The organism is Sphingobium ummariense RL-3, assembly GCF_000447205.1.
Classification (GTDB): domain Bacteria; phylum Pseudomonadota; class Alphaproteobacteria; order Sphingomonadales; family Sphingomonadaceae; genus Sphingobium; species Sphingobium ummariense.
The window spans coordinates 1-2232 of sequence record NZ_AUWY01000084.1 but is presented as its reverse complement, the minus strand read 5'-3'; the positions used below and the strand labels follow the sequence as shown (position 1 = coordinate 2232).

Below are 2232 nucleotides of genomic sequence, written 5' to 3'. Positions count from 1 at the left end.
CGTCGCCGTCGCCTCCGCCGTTCCCGGCCCGCCTGCGCCCGTGGTCGCGCCGCCCGCGCCGCCCAGCACCGTCCAGGGCGGTGATCTCGCCTCGCAGATGGTCGCGGGCAAGCCGCCCCGCTACCCGGTCGAAAGCCGCCGCAAGCGCGAGCAGGGGACCGTCGTCCTGTCGCTCACCCTCGGTCTCGACGGCGCGGTGGAGGCCATCGGCGTCTCGCACAGCAGCGGCTTCCGCCGCCTCGACGACGCCGCGCTCGACGCGGTCCGCCGCTGGCGCTGGAAGCCGATGATGCGCGACGGCCAGCCCGTCCGCGTCAGGGGTGTCGTCGAAATCCCCTTCGTCCTCCAGGCCTGAGTTTCTTATCCATGCTGATCGCCATTCCCGACCTGCTGGGCGCTGACGACCTCGCCGCCGTCCGCACGCTCATCGACGCGGCGGAGTGGGTCGACGGCAATGTCACCTCCGGCCACCAGTCCGCGCTCGCCAAGCGCAACCTGCAACTGCCCGAGGAAAGAATGGAGGCCAAGCGGGCGGGACAGATCATCCTCGACGCGCTCGGCCGCACGCCGCTGTTCATCGCCGCGGCGCTGCCGGCGAAGATCTTTCCGCCGCTCTTCAACAGCTATGCCGGCGGGCAGGCGTTCGGCACCCATGTCGACAATGCGGTGCGCATCCAGGCCGGCAGCGGCTTCCGCGTCCGCTCCGACCTGTCGATGACGGTGTTCCTGGAGGAACCGGACGCCTATGACGGCGGCGAGCTGACGGTCGAAACGCTGTTCGGCGTGCAGCAGGTGAAGCTCCCCGCCGGCCATGCGGTGCTCTATCCCTCCTCCTCGCTGCACCGGGTCGAGCCGGTGACGCAGGGGCGCCGCGTGGCGAGCTTCTTCTGGATCCAGTCGATGATCCGCGACGACAGCGCGCGGCAGATGCTGTTCGACCTCGACAGCAGCGTCCAGGCGCTCGCATCCGAATTGGGCCACGGCCACGACCAGGTGATCCGCCTGACCGGCGTCTATCACAATCTGCTCCGCCGCTGGGCAGAGGGGTGATGCAAGCGGCAGGCGGAATGTGACCCTCCGCCGTCATCCCAGCGAAAGCTGGGATCCCGCTTCTTATGGTTCTGGCGCAGCGGGATGAAAAGAAAAGAGAGATCCCAGCCTTCGCTGGGATGACGCAGATAAGTCGTCATCCGCTCACGGACGTATGGCGAACTTCACCCCAGCATCGCCGCCAGCGCCGGCGTCATATATTCCACCCCGCTCTGCCCCTCCCGCAGCACCAGCCGGGCGGCGAGCCCGTGGCGGGTGGCGAGCGCCATGCCCGCGTCCGGCCCCAGCACGGTGATCGCGGTGGCCCAGGCGTCGGCCAGCATGGCGCTTGCGTGCAGCACGGAAACGCTCGCGACCGCGTTGGCGATCGGCGCCTCGCTGGCGGGGTCGATGCTGTGCGACAGCCGCAGGTCCCCTGCCATGCGGAAGCGCCGATAGTCGCCCGAGGTGGCGACCGACAGCCCGCACAGCGCCACCCGCAGCACCGGCACGGCCAGGCCCGGCGGCGCCTCCACATCGGCCCACCAGGGCTGGATGTCGGGCTTGACGCCCTCGCCACGCAGTTCGCCGCCGATCTCGACCAGGAAATGCCGCGCCCCCAGCGCGCGCAGCGCCTCGGCCACCGCATCGACCGCATGACCCTTGGCGATGCCCGAGAAATCGAGCGCCACGTCGGCGATGCGGCGGGCGCGCTCGCCCTCGACCTCGATCGCCCGCCAGGGGGAGGGGACCGGCAGGTCGGGGGACGGGGAGTGGGGCAGGAATCCCCAGCGCTCCACCACCCGCCCGATCGCCGGATCGAACGCCCCGCCGGAAAGCCGCGCGATCTCCAGCCCGGCGCGCAGCACCGTCATCATGCCGGCAGGCAGCGTCATCCACGTGCCGACCGGATGCCGGTTGAAGCGGCTGATCGCCGACCCCGGCTCCCAGTTGCTCATCTGGGCGATCACCGCGTCCAGCACGCCCTCGATCGCCGCCTGCGCGTCCGCGGGCGCGTCGACGATGCGCGCGGACCAGCTCGTCCCCATGGTCGGGCCGCCCAGATCAGTGATGACCGCGCTTCGCCGCCGTCCGTCGAACGCGTCCGGCGGCAGGTCGGGCGGAATGGCGACCCGGATGCCGCTCAGGGCGCCAGCACTTCCAGCGTGGTGACATAAGACGCGCGGCGCTGCGGCGGGCCGG

3 protein-coding genes are annotated in these 2232 nt (G+C 71.0%); 2 read left to right on the top strand and 1 reads right to left on the bottom strand.

Annotated elements, in window-relative coordinates; translation table 11 throughout:
• Together M529_RS36525 and M529_RS36520 are read left to right on the top strand one after the other, a co-directional pair.
• On the top strand, positions 1-355 hold a 355-nt coding region (locus M529_RS36525; protein WP_021318217.1), incomplete at its 5' end, for an energy transducer TonB.
• Positions 356-366: 11 nt separating this feature from the next.
• On the top strand, positions 367-1050 hold the full coding sequence (locus M529_RS36520) for a Fe2+-dependent dioxygenase (RefSeq protein ID WP_021318216.1): 684 nt from the start codon (positions 367-369) through the stop codon (positions 1048-1050).
• Between the two features lie 164 nt (positions 1051-1214).
• Here M529_RS36520 and M529_RS36515 read toward each other — a convergent pair whose 3' ends face one another.
• The gene (locus M529_RS36515; RefSeq protein ID WP_031295016.1) at positions 1215-2078 is read right to left on the bottom strand and encodes an FAD:protein FMN transferase; all 864 of its coding nucleotides are present in this window, start codon (positions 2076-2078) and stop codon (positions 1215-1217) included.
• Between the last annotated feature and the right edge of the window lie 154 nt (positions 2079-2232).

Bases quoted from the DNA above. Each gene is read 5' to 3' on its own strand.
- M529_RS36515 (WP_031295016.1), bottom strand. From the start codon at position 2,078: ATGGGGACGAGCTGGTCCGCGCGCATCGTCGACGCGCCCGCGGACGCG.
- M529_RS36520 (WP_021318216.1), top strand. From the start codon at position 367: ATGCTGATCGCCATTCCCGACCTGCTGGGCGCTGACGACCTCGCCGCC.